The organism is Roseateles sp., from assembly GCF_965229315.1.
In the GTDB taxonomy this organism is placed as follows: Bacteria; Pseudomonadota; Gammaproteobacteria; order Burkholderiales; family Burkholderiaceae_C; genus Pelomonas.
In genome coordinates this window covers 1653196-1671253 of the sequence record NZ_CBDDJA010000002.1, presented here as the reverse complement: position 1 = coordinate 1671253, position 18058 = coordinate 1653196, and the positions used below count along the sequence as shown (strand labels likewise).

The 18058-nt window shown below is 71.0% G+C and carries 12 protein-coding genes; 5 read left to right on the top strand and 7 right to left on the bottom strand.

Annotated elements, in window-relative coordinates; all coding sequences use genetic code 11:
• The first annotated feature begins 2 nt into the window (after positions 1-2).
• Together gmhB and ACO07H_RS12430 are read left to right on the top strand one after the other, a co-directional pair.
• Complete coding sequence (gene gmhB / locus ACO07H_RS12435) at positions 3-563, top strand: D-glycero-beta-D-manno-heptose 1,7-bisphosphate 7-phosphatase (RefSeq protein WP_422014539.1); 561 nt, start codon at positions 3-5, stop codon at positions 561-563.
• Position 564: 1 nt separating this feature from the next.
• On the top strand, positions 565-1668 hold the full coding sequence (locus ACO07H_RS12430) for a glycosyltransferase family 4 protein (RefSeq protein ID WP_422014537.1): 1104 nt from the start codon (positions 565-567) through the stop codon (positions 1666-1668).
• On the opposite strand, the gene ACO07H_RS12425 is transcribed toward ACO07H_RS12430, so the two are convergent.
• Both ACO07H_RS12425 and ACO07H_RS12420 read right to left on the bottom strand, forming a co-directional pair.
• Complete coding sequence (locus ACO07H_RS12425; protein WP_422014535.1) at positions 1651-2664, bottom strand: glycosyltransferase family 9 protein; 1014 nt, start codon at positions 2662-2664, stop codon at positions 1651-1653. The two genes, ACO07H_RS12430 and ACO07H_RS12425, sit on opposite strands and share 18 nt — an antisense overlap.
• Entirely contained in the window at positions 2661-3704 is a 1044-nt protein-coding gene (locus ACO07H_RS12420) for a glycosyltransferase family 9 protein (protein WP_422014533.1), read from the bottom strand. Before ACO07H_RS12420 ends, ACO07H_RS12425 begins: the two co-directional genes overlap by 4 nt.
• Before the next feature lie 193 nt (positions 3705-3897).
• Between ACO07H_RS12420 and msbA the strand changes: the two genes are divergently transcribed.
• Positions 3898-5637, top strand: a complete 1740-nt coding sequence (gene msbA / locus ACO07H_RS12415) for a lipid A export permease/ATP-binding protein MsbA (RefSeq protein ID WP_422014531.1) — start codon at positions 3898-3900, stop codon at positions 5635-5637.
• A complete protein-coding gene (locus tag ACO07H_RS12410) occupies positions 5637-5927 on the top strand; it encodes a ComEA family DNA-binding protein (protein ID WP_422014529.1) in 291 nt (96 codons plus the stop codon). Before msbA ends, ACO07H_RS12410 begins: the two co-directional genes overlap by 1 nt.
• Before the next feature lie 13 nt (positions 5928-5940).
• Here the strand turns inward: ACO07H_RS12410 and ACO07H_RS12405 are convergent, their stop codons facing one another.
• Together ACO07H_RS12405 and dnaE are read right to left on the bottom strand one after the other, a co-directional pair.
• On the bottom strand, positions 5941-7239 hold the full coding sequence (locus tag ACO07H_RS12405) for a patatin-like phospholipase family protein (protein WP_422018633.1): 1299 nt from the start codon (positions 7237-7239) through the stop codon (positions 5941-5943).
• 32 nt (positions 7240-7271) lie between these two features.
• Complete coding sequence (gene dnaE, locus ACO07H_RS12400) at positions 7272-10826, bottom strand: DNA polymerase III subunit alpha (protein ID WP_422014527.1); 3555 nt, start codon at positions 10824-10826, stop codon at positions 7272-7274.
• A gap of 36 nt (positions 10827-10862) precedes the next feature.
• Here dnaE and ACO07H_RS12395 point away from each other — a divergent pair, with 36 nt between their 5' ends.
• On the top strand, positions 10863-11822 hold the full coding sequence (locus ACO07H_RS12395) for a peptidylprolyl isomerase (RefSeq protein ID WP_422014525.1): 960 nt from the start codon (positions 10863-10865) through the stop codon (positions 11820-11822).
• A gap of 149 nt (positions 11823-11971) precedes the next feature.
• Here ACO07H_RS12395 and feoB read toward each other — a convergent pair whose 3' ends face one another.
• From feoB to ACO07H_RS12380, 3 genes are all read right to left on the bottom strand, one after another.
• Positions 11972-13840, bottom strand: coding sequence for a ferrous iron transporter B (gene feoB / locus ACO07H_RS12390; RefSeq protein ID WP_422014523.1), 1869 nt, complete (start codon positions 13838-13840; stop codon positions 11972-11974).
• Positions 13833-14096 carry a FeoA family protein gene (locus ACO07H_RS12385; protein WP_422014521.1) on the bottom strand — a complete coding sequence of 88 codons (264 nt, stop codon included), beginning with the start codon at positions 14094-14096 and terminating at the stop codon, positions 13833-13835. Before ACO07H_RS12385 ends, feoB begins: the two co-directional genes overlap by 8 nt.
• Before the next feature lie 92 nt (positions 14097-14188).
• Entirely contained in the window at positions 14189-18043 is a 3855-nt protein-coding gene (locus ACO07H_RS12380; protein ID WP_422014519.1) for a response regulator, read from the bottom strand.
• Positions 18044-18058: the final 15 nt, after the last annotated feature.

The window sequence follows — 18058 nt, the reverse complement described above, 5'->3', positions numbered from 1 at the left end:
ACATGCCAGCCGACACGCAGAGCCCCGGGCGCAAGGCGGCCTTCCTGGACCGCGACGGCGTCATCAACATCGACCACGGCTATGTGGTGCGCTGGGAGGACTTCGCCTTCGTGCCCGGTGCTGTGGATGCGCTGCGCCGCCTGCAGGCCGCGGGCTACGCGCTGGTCATCGTGACCAACCAGTCTGGCGTGGCGCGCGGCTACTACGACGAAGCCGCGGTGCAGCGCCTGCACGACGCGCTGCGCGAGCACCTGCGCCGGCAGGGCGTCACGCTGGACGCCATCGAGTACTGCCCTCACCTGCCCGACGCGCAGCTGCCCCGCTACGCGCTGGACTGCGACTGCCGCAAACCCGCGCCCGGCATGATCCTGCGCAGCGCCCGGGCCTTGGGCATCGACCTCGCTGCCTCGCTGATGTTCGGCGACAAGGCGTCGGACATCGAAGCCGGCCGCGCCGCCGGCGTGGGGCGGTGCCTGCGGCTCGCGAAGAATGGTCAGCCCGGCGCGTCGCCGGTGGACCACCCCGACCTGCCACAGGCGCTGGACGCGCTGGGCATCGCCTGACATGACCCGCCCCCCCGTCTTCGCCATCGAGGCCACCAACCTCACCGACGAGCGCAGCACCGGCATCGGCCGCTACACGCGCCAGCTCATCGAGGCCTTGTCGGTGCTGGACGTGCCATCCGAGCAGGAGTTCAACCTGCTGCAGATGTGCAAGCGGTCGCGCTGGCCGCTGCGCGAGCGGCTGGCCCACGGCCCCCGCCTGTCCAGCGCCTGCTGGTGGGGCCCGGTGTGGCCGCTGCCGCGGCCGGACTGCGCGCTGATGCACGTGCCCGACGAGCGCCAGCCGCCCTGGCGCGTGCCCGTCGTCGCCACCGTGCACGACCTCTACGCGGCGCTCGACATCAACCAGCCCAGCGAGAAGAAGCGCCTGCACAAGCTGCGCCACTACGAGCACCTGCGCGACACCTGCGCGCGGCTGATCTGCGTCAGCGAGAACACGCGCCAGGACTTCCTGCACTTCGTGGGCGGCGATCCTGCGCGGTTCACGGTCGTGTATCCCGGCGTGTCGCCGCTCTTCCGGCCCCATGACCCCGACCAAATCGACGCAGTGCGCTTGCGGCTGAACCTGGAACGCCCTTACCTGCTGTTCATCGGCGCCACGCCCAACAAGAACCTGGAGCGCGTCGTCCAGGCCTTCGCAGCAGGCCGGTTCGGCCAGGACTTTGCGCTGGTCGTCTGCGGCCAGCACACGCCTGAGGCGCAGGCTGCTCTGGCTGCACACGCCGCCTCGCTGGGCGTATCCGCCCATGTGCTTGCGATCGGGTTCGTGAGCGACGCCGACCTCCCCGCGCTGTACGCCGGTGCCGCGGCTTACCTGTTCCCCTCGCTGTACGAAGGCTACGGCCTGCCCGTGCTCGAAGCGATGGCCAGCGGCACGCCCGTACTCACCAGCGACCGCGGCAGTTGCCCCGAGGCCGCCGCCGGCCATGCCGTCATCGCCAACCCGGAAGACGTGGACGCGCTGGCCGCCGGCATCGCGGCTGCGGTCTCCATGCCACAAGCGCAACGCACGGCCGCCCTCGCCTACGCCCGCACGCGCACCTGGGAAGCCACTGCGCGCGGCACGCTGGCGGTGTGGCGGGAAGTGCTAGCCGAGCACGGCTGACAGGCGGGCCTCGACGTCTGCCGCGCTGATGTCCGCCAGCTGGGCGGCCTGCAGCAGGTGCACGTGCTCGGGGTCGTGCTCCAGCGGCGGGCGCGGGCCGAGCACGACGAAGGTCGGCGTGCCCACCGCGGCAGCAAACTGGACGGCGCCGGTGTCGTTGCCGATGCAGGATTGCACCAGCGACAGTGCCGCGACGCTCTCGGCCACCGTGCAGTCCGTCATCACCGCCACCTGCCCACGCAAGGCCGGCTCAACGCGCGACTGGATGGCCTGCGCCAGCGCCGCCTCCGCCGGCCCGGCCAGCAGCAGCACGCCGTGGCCGCGCGCGGTCAGCCGGTTCGCCAGCTCGACGAAATGGCTCTCGCCCCACTGCTTGTACGGCTCGGACGCGCCGATGGCCAACGCGTGCAGCGGCCGGGACATCGGTGCCAAGCGCTCACGCATCCGCGCCAGTGCGTCGGGCCGCACGCTCAGGCGCGGCACGATGGGCGCGCTGCAGAAGCCTTGGGCGATGGCGAAGTTGGTCGCGTCCTTGTAGCCGGCCACGGCGGGGCCACGATAGCGGCTGATCCATGGCGACTGGGTCAGCAACAGGCGCTGCAGCCAGGTGTCGCCAAAGCCGAGGATGGTGCGGATGCCGGCACGCCAGCAGACGATGATGGCGCGGCCCGGGTGGTCGGAGAACAGCACCATGCGGTCGAAGCGCTTGGGCGCCAGCTCCGCGCCAAAGCGCAGCAGGCCGAACAGGCCGCTGTGCCGGCCCTTGCGGCGCTCGCTGCGGCGCGGCCGGCGGTCGAAATCGATGACCTCGCGCACCCAGGGCTCGTGGCCGATCAGCTCGCGCGCCATCGTCGTCGGCGCGGCAACGAGGCTGATCTGGCCGTCGCGGCTGTGCTCGGCCACACAGCGGAAGTACTGCGCATGCCAGACGAGGTCGCCCATCCCATTGAGCTGCAGCTGCACCGCCGTCAGCGGGCGGGTGTCGATGCCGCTCATGCCTGCGCGAGTGCGATGCGGGCGACGTCGCCGGGCTGGATGTCGGCGAGGCTGGGCGCCGTCAGCATGTGCAGCTTGCCGGGATCGTGCTCCAGCCGTGGGCGCGGGCCTAGCATGACCCAGGTCGGCGTGCCGACGGCAGCGGCGATCTGCACACCGCCCGTGTCGTTGCCCAGGCAGGTGCGCATCAGCGACATCGCGGCCACGGTGTCCGACACCGAGCCGTCGGTGGCGTCGAGGATGCGCGCGCGCAAGGCCGGCTCCACGCCCCGCAGGATGGCCTGGGCCATCTCGCGCTCCGCCGGGCCGGCGATCAGCAGCACGCCATGGCCGGCGCGGGCCAGCTCGGCGGCCAGCGCCGTGAAGTTGCCGGTGCCCCACTGCTTGTACGGTTCCGACGAGCCGATGCACAGCGCATGCAGCGGCTGCGGCAGGCCTTGCACGCGCGCCCGCACGCGCGCCAGCGCCTCCGCGCGCACGACGAGGTTGGGCACGATGGGGGCGTCGCACCAGCCGTGGGCGATGGCGAACATCGTCGCGTCTTCGTAGGCGCCGACGGCGGGGCCGGTGTAGCGCTCGATCCACGGGCCGTGCGTCAGCAGCCGACGCTGCAGCCAGCGGGTGCCGTAACCCAGCCGCTCGGGAATCTGAGCGGCCACGGCCACCAGCGAGCGGTTCGTGTAGTTGGTGAACAGCACGATGCGGTCGAACCGTTTCTCGCGCAGCTCGAATCCCATGCGAAACAGCCCCAGCACGCCGCGGTGGCGCCCCTGGCGGCCCTCGTGGCGGCGCGGATGGCGGTCGAAGTCGATGATGTCGCCGACCCAGGGCTCATGACCCACCAGTTGCTGCGCAAAGACGGTGGGCGAGGCAATCAGCGAGGCCTGCCCCCCGAAGCTGGTCAGCGCCACTCGCCGGAAGTACGGGACGTGCCAGACCAGGTCGCCCATGCCGACCCACTGAAGCATCACTGCGGTGCGCGGGCGCGTGTCCACGCCCATGGAGGGCTCGGTGCCGGGCGGCGTTCCAGTCTGCAGCACGGGGCTCGCAGGCACAGGCGAAAACGGTGTCAGGGGCATCGGGCGGCGCAAGCTTTGGCGGCGGCAATTCTAGGGTGGCGACACCTGCGGGCCGCCCTCAAAACAGCCACTGTCGCAGCGCAATGTCTCATGACGCGGGGACGGGCCGCACCACGGCAGGCACCGCCGAAAACACGAACGACAATCACGCCCCATGTCTTCCGACCCGAATGCGCCGCTGCCCCTGAAGCGGCTCTACCCTTTCGTTCACCCGCACCGCTGGGGTGTCGTTCTGACCGTGCTGGCCTACATCGGTGCCGCGGCCACGGAGCCCATGCTGCCCAAGCTGATCGGCTACGCCTTCGGCGAGGGTTTCACGAAGGACGCCTTCCCGCTGTGGATGATCCCGGTGGTGCTGATCGGCCTGTACCTGATCCGCGGCGTGTTCTCGTTCGCGGGCCAGTACCTGTTCAACTGGACGCTGACGCGCAGCGTGATGGACTTCCGCGCGGCGCTGCTGAACGCACTGCTGCGGCTGGACGCGCAGGTGCACACGCGCATGCAGACCGGCACCGCGGTCAGCAAGATCGTCAACGACCCGCAGCAGATCCTGCAGCTTGTCGCCGACGTGGGCATCAGCCTGCTGCGCGACGGCCTGCCGGCGATCGCGATGCTGTTCTTCCTGTTTTACCTGAACTGGCAGCTGACGCTGCTCAGCCTCATCGTCACGCCGCTGATGGCCTTCGTCATGAAGAAGGTCAACCAGCGCATGCGGCTGATGGCCTCGCGCTCCTACGACTCGCAGCTGGTGCTGATCAACAAGGTGGACGACATCGCCCGTGCCTGGCGCGTCGTGCGCCAGTTCGGCGCGGGCGACTACGAGCGCGAGCGCTTCCAGGCGGTGTCGCACGAGGTGCGGCGCAACACGCTGAAGTCCGTCACGGCCGGCGCGCTGGCGCAGCCGCTGTCGCAGCTGGTGGCCAGCGTCGGGCTGTCCTTCATCATCTGCGTGGCGCTGTGGCAGGCGCGCTCCACGGGCACCAGCGCGCAGGCCTTCTTCGAGTTCGTCACCGCGCTGCTGCTGCTGACGTCGCGGCTGCGCCACCTCACCGACCTGGCGGCGCCGCTGACACGCGCCGCCGTCATCGCACGCGGCTGCTTCGAGCTGATGGATGCGCCCAAGGAGGTCGACACCGGCTCGCGCGAACTCGGCGCCCCGGCGCGCGGCGACATCGTCATGGCCGACGTGCACCTGACCTATCCCGGCGCGTCCGTCCCGGCGCTGGACGGCCTGAGCCTGGCCTTCCCCGCCGGCCGCACGACGGCGCTGGTGGGCGCCTCGGGCGCCGGCAAGAGTTCCATCATCCACCTGCTGCTGGGTTTCGGCCGCCCGGACTCGGGACGCATCGAACTGGACGGCGTCAGCATCGACGAGCTGACACGCGCGTCGCTGCGCCGCCAGTTCGCCGTCGTGTCGCAGGACATCGTGCTGTTCGACGACTCGGTCGCCAACAACATCGCCTATTCCCAGCCGCGCGACGAGGCACGGCTCGAAGCGGCGCTGCGCGCCGCCCACCTGTGGGACTTCGTGCAGACGCTGCCCGAGGGCGTGCAGACCCATGTCGGCGCCAATGGCAGCAAGCTGTCCGGCGGCCAGCGCCAGCGGCTGGCGATCGCGCGGGCGCTGTACAAGGAAGCGCCGATCTGGATCTTCGACGAGGCCACCTCGGCCCTGGACACCGAGAGCGAGCGTGCCGTGCAGCAGGCACTGCAGGCCTGGACGGGCCGCAAGACGCTGATCGTCATCGCGCACCGCCTGTCCACCATCCGCGATGCCGACGCCATCCACGTGCTGGGCGCCGGCAAGCTCGTCGAGACCGGCACGCATGCGCAGCTGCTGGCGCGTGACGGCGCCTACGCGGCCATGGTGCGGGCACAGGCGGGCGAAGGCTGATGCGACGGCGGGATGGGCTGCGGGCGGGGCTGCTGTGGGCGGCGCTGCCGGCCTTGGCACTGGCCCAGGCGCAGGCCGAGGTGGACGCCAACACGGCCACGCGTGCGCAGCTCGAATCCTTGCCCGGCCTGGGTCCGGCGCTGGTGCAGCGCCTGCTGGCCGCGCGGCCGTTCAGCGACTGGGCCGACCTGATGCGCCGCGTGCCGGGCGTGAAGGCCGCCACGGCCCGCAAGCTGTCGGCCGCCGGCCTGCGCGTCGGCGCGCAGCCGTTCCCGGTGGCGGGCGTCTAGTCCCGCTGACCCGTCACGCGCTGGCGGCGAAACCCGCCGAGCGCCCCTTGCGCAGCAAGGCCGGGTCGATCTGCGGCGCCTTGGCCGGCCAGCCGAAGAAGCGCTGCACCTCGGCGCGCTTGGCCAGCGTGTCGCTCATGCCCAGGTTGATCAGCTCGCCGACGAAGCTGGGCTCGAACAGCAGGTAGCTCACCAGCGCCGCGCCGCTGGTGGCCTGGCCCTTGCCGCTGACGCCGACGGCGCGCAGCATCGCGCGCACCGATGGCGGCAGGCTGGCCTGGTGCTCGCCGGCCAGGTCGTCCAGCCGCCGGCTGGGCGCGATGACGAGCAGGTCGATGGGGCGCAGCGCCGTCGCCGCCCGCGCTTCCCGCGGCAGCAGCGCCAGCGTGCGGTTGATGCGGCGCAGCCGCTCCACGTCCACAGCCAGCGCGTCCAGGAAGATGTTGGACAGCGCGTGGCCGGCGATCTGCGCCATGCTGGGATGGTCCTGCGCCGACGCCAGCCGCCGGCCCTCGGGCTCCTTCATGCGACCGGCGCCGATGACCAGCACGCGCTCGGCACCCAGGTGCACCGCCGGCGAGATCGGCGCGCTCTGGCGCATGGAACCGTCACCGAACCACTCACGCGAGCCGTCGAAATCCAGCTTCTCGGCCGGGAAGATGAACGGGATCGCCGACGACGCCATCAGGTGCGCCTGCGTAAGCTGGGTCTGCACGGCCATGCGCTGCTCGCGCAGCCAGGGCACGATGTGGTGGCGGGTCTGGAAGAACGTGACGTGCTGGCCGGAGGTGTAGCTGGAACCGGTCAGCGCCAGCGCGCGCAGATGGGCGCCGTCGAGCATGGTGTCGATGCGCCCCATGTCCAGGTAGCGCATCAGCAGCTCACGCAGCGGCATGTTGTCCAGCAGGCTGCGCGGCCGGGTGCGCGTCCAGCGCGCGAGGGCCCAGCCCAGGCTCAGCATGCTGAGCCAGCGCGCGCCGCTCTTCACGGCCTGGAAGGCATCGGCACGGTAGATGTCCTCCACGTGCAGCCCTTGCCACAGGTGCAGCAGGCCGTCCACCGCACCGTCGAAGTCGTCGGCGTGGCAGGCCAGCGTGGCGGCATTGATCGCGCCGGCCGATGTGCCGCTGATGACGGGGAAGGGGTTGGACTGCGTGGCACCCGCGTCGCGGCGCAACTGCGCGATGGCCGCGAGCACGCCCACCTGGTAGGCCGCACGCGCGCCGCCGCCCGTCAGGATCAGTCCCGTGACGGGCGGCGCGCGGTTCGATACCGTCAACGGCATTGAAGGCTTGGGCACGGCTTGCAGCATCAAGGCGAAATCATCGCCGATGCGGACGTGCTTCAGCCCTCGTAGATGACCTCAGCGGCCGTGCCCAATTTGGCAAGCGCCTCGTCCGCGGGCCAGAAGCGGCTGGCTTCGCCCAGGTCCATGGCCCAGCGCGCGCCCACGCGCTCGCCTTCGGGCTCGGCGCGCAGGGCGACGCGCACGGCCAGGCCTTGCGGCCGCGCCAGGCCTTCCTCGGTCTGGACCTGGCGTGGCGGGAAGCGCTGCACCAGCTCGTGCAGCAGGCCCGCCGCACCGGCGTTGCCGAGCAGCAGATGCCGGCCGAACTTGGCACGCGCGGCGGGCAGGCTCCACAGGGCCTGCACGTTCATGCGCAGCCCACCGGAGAAGCGGTCGTTCTGCACCTTCCCCTGGGCGATGACGAGTTCGTCCTCGGCCAGCAGCTCCTTGTTCGCGTTCAGCAGCTCCTCGTTGGCCACGGCCTCGATGGCATCGCTCTTGTCGTCGATCTTGAAGATGGCCACGCGGCCGCGCTGGCCGTTGATGACGCGCAGGTCCGACACGATGCCGGCCACCAGCGTCGGCTCGCGGCTGTCCACGAGGTCGGCGACCTGGCGCTTGACGATGCGCCGCACCTCCGCACCGCTCTGGTCGAACAGGTGGCCCGACAGGTAGAAGCCGATGGCCGTCTTCTCCAGCGACAGCCGCTCCTTGATGCTCCACACCGGCGCGTCGACGAGGTCGGGCTCGACGTGCGAAGCGGCATGCGAGTCGCCGAAGTCGAACAGGCCGCCCTGGTCGGCGTTGGCCTCCTGCGTCTCGGCATGCGTGTAGCCGCGCGCGACGCTGGCCAGCAGCCTGGCGCGCTCGGGGTTGATGCTGTCGAAGGCGCCGGCCTTGATGAGCGCCTCTACCGCCCGCTTGTTGACGGCCTTGCGGTCCACGCGCAGGCAGAAGTCGTAGAAGCTCAGGAACGGTCCGCCGGATTCGCGCGCCGCGATGATCGCCTCGATGGCGCCGCGGCCCGTGCCCTTGACGGCGCCCAGGCCGTAGTTGACGAGGCGGTTGGTGATGGGCTCGAAGCGGTAGACGCCCTTGTTGACGCAGGGCGACTGGAACTCGATGCCGAAGATCTTGGCGTCGTTGAGCAACACCTTGAGCTTGTCGGTGTCGTCCATTTCGATGGTCATGTTCGCGGCGTAGAACTCGGCCGTGAAGTGCGTCTTGAGCCAGGCCGTGTGGTAGCTCAGCAGCGCGTACGCCGCGGCGTGCGACTTGTTGAAGCCGTAGCCTGCGAACTTCTCCATCAGGTCGAAGACCTCGTCGGCCTTGGCCTGGTCGATGGCCTTCTCCGCGGCGCCCTTGCGGAAGATCTCGCGGTGCATGGCCATCTCCTCGGCCTTCTTCTTGCCCATCGCGCGGCGCAGCATGTCGGCGCCGCCCAGGCTGTAGCCACCCAGCACCTGGGCCGCCTGCATCACCTGCTCCTGGTAGACGAAGACGCCGTAGGTCTCCTCCAGCACCTGGCCCAGCAGCGGGTGCGGGTACTCGATGACTTCCTTGCCGTGCTTGCGCGCGACGAACGACGGGATCAGGTCCATCGGGCCCGGGCGGTACAGCGACACCAGCGCGATCAGGTCCTCGAAGCGCGAGGGCTTGGCGTCCTTCAACAGGCGCTGCATGCCGGGCGATTCGAACTGGAACACGCTCTCGGACAAGCCCTTGCCGAACAGGTCGAACACCTTCTTGTCGACCAGCGGCACGTTGGCCCAGTCGAAGCCGGCGCGGTCCGGGTAGCGGGCGACGATGAAGTCCTTGGCCAGCTCCAGGATGGTCAGCGTGGCCAGGCCCAGGAAGTCGAACTTCACCAGGCCGATGGCCTCCACGTCGTCCTTGTCGAACTGGCTGACGGCCGAGTTGGAGCCGGGCTGCTGGTATTGCGGGCAGAAGTCGGTGATCTTGCCCGGCGCGATCAGCACGCCGCCGGCATGCATGCCGATGTTGCGCACCATGCCCTCGACCTTGGCAGCCAGCTTCAGCAGCTCGGCCACCTCTTCGTCGCTCTTCTCGCGCTCCTCCAGCTCCGGCGCCTCGTGGCGCGCGTAGATCATCTTGGCCTTGTCGGGGTCGAAGTTGGGCGGCAGCCTGGCCAGCGTCACCGTCTTGCCCGGCGGCGCCGGGATCAGCTTGGCGATGCTGTCCACATGGCCGAAGCCCATGCCCAAAACTCGGCCGATGTCCCTCAAGGCCGCTTTTGCGGCCATGGTGCCGAACGTCGCAATCTGGCTGACCGCCGGCCGGCCGTACTTGTCCTTGACGTAGTCGATGACGCGGTCGCGGTTGCCCTGGCAGAAATCGATGTCGAAGTCGGGCATGGAGACCCGCTCCGGGTTCAGGAAGCGCTCGAACAGCAGGTTGTACTTGAGCGGGTCCAGGTCCGTGATGAGCAGCGCATAGGCCACCAGCGAGCCCGCACCCGAGCCCCGGCCCGGGCCCACCGGGCAGCCATTGGCCTTGGCCCAGCGGATGAAGTCCGACACGATGAGGAAGTAGCCGGGGAAGCCCATCTTGATGATGGTGTTCAGCTCGAACTCCAGCCGTTCCACATAGCGTGGCCGCTCCTTCTCGCGCTCGGCTTCGTTGGGGAACAGGTGCGCCAGCCGCCCCACCAGCCCCTCGTGGCTCAGCTCGCGGAAGTAGCGGTCCATGGGCATGGGCGTGCCGTCGTCCATCAACGGCGTCGGGAAGTTGGGCAGCTGCGGCTTGCCCAGCACCAGCGTCAGCGAACAGCGCCGCGCGATCTCGACCGTGTTCCGGATGGCGCTGGGGATGTCCTTGAACAGCTCGCGCATCTGCGCCTGCGTCTTGAAATACTGGCTGGGCAGGAAGCGCTTGATGCGCTTGGGGTTGGCCAGCGTCTCGCCCTCGGCCACGCAGACGCGCGCCTCGTGCGCCTCGAAGTCTTCCTCGGCGAGGAACTGGATGGGGTGCGTGGCCACCACCGGCAGGCCCAGCTCGGCGGCGAGCGGCACGCTGGCCTGCACCAGCGCCTCCTGGCCGGGCAGGCCGGCGCGCTGCAGCTCGATGTAGAAGCGCCCCGGGAAGGTCTGGGCATAGCGCAGCGCGGCATCCCGTGCCCGTGCCTTGTCGCCCTGCATCAGCGCGATGCCGACCGCGCCATGCTGCGCGCCCGACAGGCAGATCAGCCCCTCGCCCAGCTCCGCCAGCCATTCCCACTTCAGACAGGCCTGGTTGCGCTGCACGTTGTCAATCCACGCGCGCGACAGCAGCTCGCTGAGGTTCAGGTAGCCCTGGCTGTTCTGCACCAGCAGCAGCAGCCGGGTGGGCGGCTTGTCCGTGGCGTCCGTCTCCAGCCAGCAGTCCGCGCCGAGGATGGGCTGCACGCCCTTCTTGCGCATCGCGCTGTAGAACTTGATGCCGCCGAACAGGTTGGCCAGGTCGGTGATGGCGGCTGCCACCTGACCGTCCGATGCGGCCGCGTCGGCGGCGTCGTCGGTGCGCAGCGTGCCGTCCACGACCGAGAACTCGGTGTGCATGCGCAGGTGGACGAAGGGCAGTGCGGACAGGTCGGTATCGGGGGAGACAGGCATCGCGGCATTGTAGGAAGCCGGCTAAGCTGCCCCGCCATGACACCGACCCTCACCCCGCTCGCCTGCCTCGCGGCGCTGGCCCTCAGCCTGGGCGCCCACGCGGCCAACGCTGCCCCCGCGAAGACGGCCAAGGCCGCCAAACCCGCCAAATCCGCCAAATCCGCCGCCGACGTGCTCAAGGACAGCCCCGCCGGCGACTGGCGCGCGCTGGACCCGGACAACACGCTGCTGATGGAGCTCGCCACGGGCCAGGTCGTCATCGAGCTGGCACCACGCTTCGCGCCGGCGCACGCGGCCAACATCCGCGCGCTGGCCCGCGGCGGCTATTGGGACGGGCTGGCCATCCTGCGCGTGCAGGACAACTTCGTCACGCAGTGGGGCGACCCCGACGGTGACGACGCCGCCAAGGCCAGGCCGCTGCCGGCCGGCGTGAATGCCAAGCTGCCCGCCGAGTTCTCGGTGCCGCTGGACCAGGTCGGCAAGACGGCGGGCTTCGTCCGGCTGCCCGACGTGGACGGCTGGGCGCCGCGCGCCGGTTTTGCCGACGGCATGCCCGTCGCGGCCGATCCCAAGACCGGCAAGGCCTGGCTGGCGCACTGCTACGGCATGGTGGGTGCGGGGCGCGGCGACGCGGTGGACTCCAGCAACGGCACCGAGCTCTACGTCGTCATCGGCCATGCGCCGCGCGGGCTGGACCTGAACATCACCGTCGTCGGGCGCGTGCTCAAAGGCATGGAGCTGCTGTCCGCCCTGCCCCGCGGCGCGACGGCGATGGGCTTCTACGACAAGCCCGAACAGCGCACCGGCATCCAGCGGGTGCGGCTGCTGGCCGAAGTGCCGGCCGCGGAACGCCCCGCGCTGCAGGTGCTGAAGACCGGCTCGGCGACCTGGCAGCAGTTGCTGGACGCGCGCCGCTACCGCGGCGGCTGGTACGTGCACAGCCCGGCGCACACCGACATCTGCAGCGCGGGCGTGCCGACGCGGCCCATTCCCTGAAGCCCCTCGTCCGGTCTCGCTCCCGCTGAACGTGGGCGAGCGCAGCCGGTCCCCCGCGTGGACGAGGCCGTTTGCGGCATGGAGCCGCACTCAGCCTCTGACGGGCCGGCTCGGGAGCGGCCCAGCACTCGGCCCGAAATGCGCCGGCCTCACGCGCCCAGCGCCAGCGCGACGCGGTAGGTGATGAACGACGCCAGGTAGGCCAGGCCGAACAGGTAGCCGGCCATGATGAGCGGCATCTTGTAGCCGCCGGTTTCGCGCTTCACCGCGGCCAGCGTGGCCAGGCATTGCGGCGCGAACACGTACCAGGCCAGCAGCGACAGCGCGGTCGCCAGGCTCCAGCTCTGCGCGATCAGGCCCGACAGCGCCTGCGCGGCGTCGTCACCGGTGGCCGACAACGCGTAGACCGTGCCCAGCGCACTGATGGCCACCTCGCGCGCCGCCAGGCCCGGCACCAGCGCGAGGCTGATCTGCCAGTTGAAGCCGATGGGCGCGAAGACCTTGGCCAGGCCCGCGCCCAGCCAGCCGGCGATGCTGTATTGGATGGGCGCGCCCGTGGCGCCTTCCGGCGGGCCGGGGAAGCTGGACAGCAGCCACAGCGCGATGGTCAAGACCAGGATGATGCCGCCCACGCGCTTGACGAAGATCATGGCGCGCTGCCACAGGCCGATGGCGATGCTGCGCGGGTGCGGCCAGTGGTAGCTCGGCAGCTCCATCATCAGCGGGCGCACCAGGCGGCCGGCGTCGGTGAAGCGTTTCAGGACCCACGCGACGGCCAGCGCGCCGAGGATGCCCGCGAGGTACAGCGCGAACAGCACCAGCCCCTGCAGCTCCAGGCCGGCCACCTCGCGCTGCGGGATGAAGGCCCCGATCAGCAGCGCGTACACCGGCAGGCGTGCCGAGCACGTCATCAGCGGCGCGATCATGATGGTCACGAGCCGGTCGCGCGGGTTGGCGATGGAGCGCGTGGCCATGATGCCCGGGATGGCGCAGGCGAAGCTCGACAGCAGCGGGATGAAGCTGCGGCCCGACAGGCCCACGTTGCCCATCAGCCGGTCCAGCAGCAGCGCGGCGCGCGGCAGGTAGCCGGACTCCTCCAGGATGAGGATGAAGAAGAACAGGATCAGGATCTGCGGCAGGAAGGCCAGCACGCCGCCGGCGCCGGCAATGACGCCGTCGACGATGAGGCTGTGGAACCAGCCCTCGGGCACCCAGTGACCCACCATGTCGCCCAGCCAGCCCATGCCGGCCTCGATCCACGCCTTGGGCGCCTCGGCCCACGAGAACACGGCCTGGAACAGGAAGAACAGCATCACGGCCAGGATGACGCTGCCGTAGACCGGGTGCAGCAGCACGCGGTCCACGCGGTCGCTGGGCAGCTGCGGCAGCTCCTCGTTCAGGTTCAGCCCGGTCAGCAGCTGCTTGACGACGACATGGTCGTCGGCGTCCTGCACGGGCGTTTCCAGCGGTGCCGAGGCCCACACCTCGGGCCGGTCCAGCACCTCGCGCAACTCGTCCAGGCCTTCCTTGTGGATGGCCACGGTGCGCACCACCGTCAGGCCCAGCGCCCGGCCCAGCGCCGCGGGGTCGATGACGATGCCGCGCCGGGCGGCCAGGTCGGCCATGTTCAGCGCCACGACCACCGGCAGGCCCAGGCGGCGCACGGCCAGCAGCAGGCGCAGGTTGCGGCGCAGGTTGGTGGCGTCCAGCACGCAGACGACCAGGTCCGGGGTCTTCTCGCCCCGGGCACGGCCGGCCAGAACGTCGCAGGTGACGCGCTCGTCGGGCGAGCGCGGGTGCAGGCTGTAGGTGCCCGGCAGGTCCAGCAGCCGCAGCACCTTGCCGGCCGCGGTGACGAGCCGGCCCTCCTTGCGCTCCACGGTGACGCCGGCGTAGTTGGCCACCTTCTGGTGGCTGCCCGTCAGGCCGTTGAACAGCGCCGTCTTGCCGCAGTTCGGGTTGCCGACGAGCGCCACCAGCTTGCCACCGGGGTGGACGTGGATGACGGACTCAGCCATGGGTGCGCGGCGTCACGGCGATGCATTCGGCCTCGGCATGGCGCAACGCGAACGTCGACTGCCCCACGCGCACCACCAGGTTGCCCGTGCGCCGGGCGCCGCGGCGCAGCACGCGCACGGCCTCGCCCGGCAGGAAGCCGAGGTCCGACAGCCAAGACGCCCATTCCGGCGCGTGCTCGGGGGCACAGACCCGCTGGACGATCAGCGCCTGGCCGGCAGGGGCGGCAGCCAGGCTGGACGACGGCGACAAGGGCATGACGGGGCGCTCGAAGGATCGAGCTTGATTGATGAGAATGATTCTCATTGTACGCGCGGCGCGGACCCTCGTGGACGCGAGCGACGTGCGGATCAGCGGGGATTGAGGCGGTCCAGCAGCTGGTCGCAGGCCTTCAGCGCCTTCGCGAAATCCAGCCGCGCAACGGCGGCGGACAACGCGGCGAATTCCACCCCCAGCGCGGCGCCATGGGCCGACGCGATCTGCTCGCAGGCCGTCACCGAACGCATGTTGCGCTCCACCAGCAGCACGCGCAGCCGCCGCAGCCCGTCCAGCGCGCTGCCCGCCTCGGGCTCGGCCGGCGCGGGGCGCTGGCCCGGCAGGTCCTGGCCCAACGCCGCCAGGCTGGTCGCGAGCAGGCCCTGCAGCGCGTCGATGTCGAGCCCGGACAGGTCGCCGCTGGCGCGCACGGCCTGCTCCTGGTGCCCGGCCAGCGCCGCCAGCGCGCTCGCGCCGACCGCGCCTGCCAGCCCGCGCAGCGTGTGCAGTACGCGGACCGTGTCGGCCACGCTGCCTTGGCCGGCGTGCTGGCGCAACGCCGCCATCTCGACGGGCGCATCGTCGGCGAACGACCGCACCAGTCTGTCGTACAGCGCCAACCGGCCGCCCAGGCGCTGCACGGCGGCATCGCGCTCCAGCAGCGGGGCCTGTGGTGCTGGCGTGGCGGCGGACTCGGCGGGCGCGGCGGAGGCCGCCACCTCGCCGACGTGGCGGCGCAGACAGTCGACCAGTTGCGTCAGGTCCACCGGCTTGGCGATGTGGTCGCGCATGCCGGCGGCCAGGCAGGCCTGGCGGTCGGCGTCCAGCGCATTGGCGGTCATGGCGATGACGAGCGCGTCCGGGCGGCGCGCCAGGATGCGCTGCGTGGCCTCGAAGCCATCGATGTCTGGCATCTGCAGGTCCATCAGGATGGCATCGAACGGCCGCTCGGCGACCAGCGCCAGGTGCACGCCCTCCACGCCGCCGCTGGCCAGCGTGACGACGGCGCCCTCGCCCTCCAGCAGCTCCTGCGCCACCTGGCGGTTGAAGGCGTTGTCCTCGACGACCAGCAGCCGCATGCCCGGCAGCCGCGGCTCGCCGACCTCGGCGCGGCGCAGCGGCGGCCCGCCGCGCGTGGCCTCGGCGACGGCGTCGTGCAGCATGGAGGCCGTCACCGGCTTGACGAGATAGCCGCCCAGGCTCTGCACGTCCTGCTCGCTGCGCTCGGCCAGCAGCTCGCGGCCGTGCGCCGTCACCATGATGATGACCGGCGCGTCGGACTCGTGGCTGTCGCGGATGCGCCGCGACGTCTCCCAGCCGTCCAGCCCCGGCATGCGCCAGTCCATGAGGATGAGGTCGTAAGGCATCGACGGGCCGCCCCGAGATGGCTGCACCCCCCCGGGGTGCGGGCTGGGCGCAGCCTGGCCCTGGGGGGCGACATCGGGCCGCTCGCCGCGCACGGCCACCTCGTGCACCAGCGCCAGCGCCTGCTCGCCGCTGCTGGCCACGTCGCAGTCCCAGCCCAGGCTCTCGCCGATGCCGTGCAGCACCTCGCGCGCCATCGGGTTGTCGTCGACGATGAGCACCTTCAGGCCGGGCCGCAGCGGCTGCGGCGCGTCCGCTTCGGCGGGCGCCGCCGGCAGGCTCAGCTCGAAGTGGAAGCGGCTGCCCTCGCCCGGGCGGCTGTCCACGCGCAGCTCGCCGCCCATCAGCGCGACGAGCCGGCGGCTGATCGCCAGGCCCAGGCCGGTGCCGCCGTAGCGCCGCGACGTGGACTGCTCGGCCTGGCTGAAGCCGGCGAAGATGTGCTCCAGCTTGTCGGCCGCGATGCCGATGCCGGTGTCGCTGACCTCGAAGCGGATGCGCGCCGCGCCCGCGGGCCCGCCGAGCATCGTCAGCGCCAGCACGACCTCGCCGCGCTCGGTGAACTTCAGCGCATTGCCGGCCAGGTTCAGCAGCACCTGGCGCAGCCGCGTGGCGTCGCCCACCAGCGCCGGCGGCAGCCGCGGGTCCAGCCGGAACAGCACCTCGATGTCCTTTTGGCCGACGTTGGCCGACAGGATGACGGCCAGTTCGCGCATGAAGTCGCTGAGCGCGAAGCGGTGCGGATCCAGCTCCATCTTGCCGGCCTCAACCTTGGAGAAGTCCAGGATGTCGTTGATGACGGCCAGCAGCGCCTGCGCCGCCGTGCGCGCCTTGCTGGCGTAGTCGTGCTGGCGGGGTTGCAACTCGGTGCGCATCAGCAGGTTCAGCATGCCCAGGGCACCGCTCATGGGCGTGCGGATCTCGTGGCTCATGTTGGCCAGGAAGTCGCTCTTGGCCTGGCTGGCCGCCTCAGCCGCGACGCGGGCGCGCACCAGCTCGACCTCGGCGCGGTGGCGCTCCGTCACGTCCACCAGCATCTGCACGATGTTGACGAGCCGCCCGCGGCGGTCGCGGATGGCGCTGGCGCTGCCGTCCACGAACAGCTCGCTGCCGCCAGGCAGCGCAAAACCGCGCTCGAAGCGCACATGGTCCAGCCGCCCGGCGGTCAGTCGCGCCAGCTCGCCGCCGGCCAGACGGCCCGGGCGGAAATCCGGCAGATCGGCCAGCTTGGCACCGCGCAGATCCGCCACCTCGCGGCACAGCATGGCCGTCAGCGACGTGTTGGCGTCGAGGATCAGCCCTTGCGCGTCACACAGGGCGATGCCGACCTGGGCACGCTCGAACACGCCGCGAAAGCGCTGCTCGCTGTCGTTCAGCGCGCGCGTGCGCTGCTCCACGCGCGCCTCCAGCAACTGCTTCTCGACGACCAACTGCTCGGTCATGTGGTTGAAGCCCCGGGCCAGCTCGCGCAGCTCGCTGAAGCCGCAGACCGGCGCCCGCTCACCCAGGTTGCCACCGGCGATGCGCGCCACCGCGCGACTCAGGAACTGCACCGGCTCGACGAGGCGGCGCCCGATCAGCAGGCCCAGCCCGAGCGCCAGCAGCAGCGCCAGGCCCAGCGCGATCAGCAGCCGGTCGCGCAGCGCTCGCGCCGGTGCGAAGGCCTCGGCCGCATCGATGTTGACGGCGATGCCCCAGTCCAGCGCCGGCAGGTAGTGCCAGGACGACACCACCTCCACGCCGCCGTCGTCGCGTGCCAGGCCACGGCCAGTCTCGCCGCGCAGGCCACGCAGCGCCGGCGAGGGCTCGGGCGCAGCCAGGTCCTCCCTCAGGGCCGACGCCGGGCGCTGGGAGCGCTTGACGTCGTTGACGAACACGGCCTTGCCGCCGTCGCGCTGCACCAGCACCGTCTCGCCCGTAAGCGCCAGGCCCGAGCGCTCGGTCGCCACGCGCACCAGCCGCGACAGATCCAGCTGCAGCACCACGGTGCCCAGCACCCGGTCGCCATCGACGACGGGGTGCGCCAGGAACAACGTCGGCGGGCCGCCATCGCCGTGCCTGTGCGTCGAACTCAGCTGCGGGTCCAGGTGGCCGAGGGCGCGGCGGTGCAGCGCCATCAGCTCGCTGCCCTCGAAGGCCGCGCCGTCCAGCCGCGCCGGTGCCAAGCCGGCCAGCGGCTTCATCGAGAAGCTGATGCGGCCATCGGGCTGCACCAGCAGCAGGTTCAGGTACTTGCCGGTGTCATACAGCCGCTCGAAGAACGCGCGGCTGGCGGGGGAGACGCGCGTCGCAAGCAAGTCGCGGCGCTGCGCGAGCAGTTCCCGCGTGTCGGATGACTGCGCGACCAGCCGGCCGTCGATCTCCACCTCGCCGAGGTATTCGTTGATCTCGTGCACCTTCTTGCGCGAGATCGCGACGAGGCCGTCGGTCACTGTGTCGTGCAGGCTGCGCTCGAAGCTCGCGAGCTGCCACAGGCCCACCAGGCCCAGCGGCAGCATGGACAGCACGATGAAGCCCAGCAGCAGCGCCGGCCCGATGCGCCAGGCCATGCGCGTCGACTCCACCGCCGGCACATCGGCGCTCACGGATGAACCCTTTTC

What these genes read in the sequence shown, in the direction of transcription:
- gmhB (WP_422014539.1), top strand. Translation starts at nt 3, where the DNA reads ATGCCAGCCGACACGCAGAGCCCCGGGCGCAAGGCGGCCTTCCTGGAC.
- ACO07H_RS12430 (WP_422014537.1), top strand. Translation starts at nt 565, where the DNA reads ATGACCCGCCCCCCCGTCTTCGCCATCGAGGCCACCAACCTCACCGAC.
- ACO07H_RS12425 (WP_422014535.1), bottom strand. Translation starts at nt 2,664, where the DNA reads ATGAGCGGCATCGACACCCGCCCGCTGACGGCGGTGCAGCTGCAGCTC.
- msbA (WP_422014531.1), top strand. Translation starts at nt 3,898, where the DNA reads ATGTCTTCCGACCCGAATGCGCCGCTGCCCCTGAAGCGGCTCTACCCT.
- ACO07H_RS12410 (WP_422014529.1), top strand. Translation starts at nt 5,637, where the DNA reads ATGCGACGGCGGGATGGGCTGCGGGCGGGGCTGCTGTGGGCGGCGCTG.
- ACO07H_RS12405 (WP_422018633.1), bottom strand. Translation starts at nt 7,239, where the DNA reads ATGCTGCAAGCCGTGCCCAAGCCTTCAATGCCGTTGACGGTATCGAAC.
- dnaE (WP_422014527.1), bottom strand. Translation starts at nt 10,826, where the DNA reads ATGCCTGTCTCCCCCGATACCGACCTGTCCGCACTGCCCTTCGTCCAC.
- ACO07H_RS12395 (WP_422014525.1), top strand. Translation starts at nt 10,863, where the DNA reads ATGACACCGACCCTCACCCCGCTCGCCTGCCTCGCGGCGCTGGCCCTC.
- feoB (WP_422014523.1), bottom strand. Translation starts at nt 13,840, where the DNA reads ATGGCTGAGTCCGTCATCCACGTCCACCCCGGTGGCAAGCTGGTGGCG.
- ACO07H_RS12385 (WP_422014521.1), bottom strand. Translation starts at nt 14,096, where the DNA reads ATGCCCTTGTCGCCGTCGTCCAGCCTGGCTGCCGCCCCTGCCGGCCAG.